Origin of the sequence: Psychrobacter sp. CCUG 69069, assembly GCF_021023115.1 — a bacterium.
Classification (GTDB): Bacteria; Pseudomonadota; Gammaproteobacteria; order Pseudomonadales; family Moraxellaceae; genus Psychrobacter; species Psychrobacter namhaensis.
Genome location: NZ_QQAI01000042.1, coordinates 1 through 980 on the forward strand (window position 1 = coordinate 1; position 980 = coordinate 980).

Annotated in this window: 1 protein-coding gene; it reads left to right on the forward strand. The window is 42.9% G+C overall.

Annotated features, from left to right (window positions below; translation table 11 throughout):
• The first annotated feature begins 89 nt into the window (after positions 1-89).
• Positions 90-971, forward strand: coding sequence for an IS982 family transposase (locus DVY93_RS12390; protein WP_230711047.1), 882 nt, complete (start codon positions 90-92; stop codon positions 969-971).
• The last annotated feature ends 9 nt before the right edge of the window (positions 972-980 follow it).

Genomic DNA, 980 nt, shown 5'->3' on the forward strand with positions numbered 1-980 from the left:
ACCCCACTCTCAACTTCGAAAGTGATTGAAAAAAGAAGAGCACCTCACTAATCTATTGTTTTCGACCAAGAATACAATGGAGTTGTGAGATGCCCATAGACGAATTTATCATCAATATCTATTTAATGGTAGAGCAATATTACAAAATAGTCGTCACCCAGCCCTTGCGAAGTGCAGGTTACGCACCAAAGCTAAGTGATCCTGAGGTTATTTGCATGGAGATGGTCGGTGAATTTTTACACCTAGATCAAGACAAACAGATTTGGCAATACTTTACCCAGCATTGGCAAGACTGGTTTCCAGCCATCGGCTCATACCCTAACTTCGCAAAGCACTGCGCCAATCTGTGGCAAGTCAAACAGCAGATACAAGATAACGTCAGTCAAATTGAAGGCCGTGACAACATTCATTTTATGGATGGCTTTCCGATACCCGTCTGTCATTATGGACGCGCTTATCGGCATAAAAACTATCAAGACTTAGCGGCTTTTAGCTACTGTGCGGCTAAGCAAGAGAGGTACTATGGCTTTGAAGGACATTTGCTTGTTAACTTATCGGGCATGATTAAAGGCTTTACCTTTGCTCCTGCCAATGTTGATGAAAGAGCGGTTGCCCCAGAAATCACCACTCATATTCATGGGCTACTTGGCGCTGATAAAGGGTATATCAGCCCTAGTCTGACATCGTACTACGACGCTCAAGGAGTAGATTTACAAACGCCACTTAGAGCTAACATGAAAGAGGATAGACCCAAACCTGTGGTAAGACGGCTGATGAAAGCCCGCCGTATCGTTGAAACAGTCATTGGTCAGCTATCAGAACGATTTAATATACAAAGGGTACGAGCAAGAGATTTATGGCATTTGTCTCATCGATTGATTCGTAAGATTCTTTCACACAATCTGTGCTTTGTACTCAACAAAAAACTTGGTAACCCGCCTCTTCAGTTTGAATTGCTTATTTCAAGTTGAGAGTGGGGT

Coding starts and splice junctions, on each gene's coding strand:
- DVY93_RS12390 (WP_230711047.1), top strand. CDS start 90: ATGCCCATAGACGAATTTATCATCAATATCTATTTAATGGTAGAGCAA.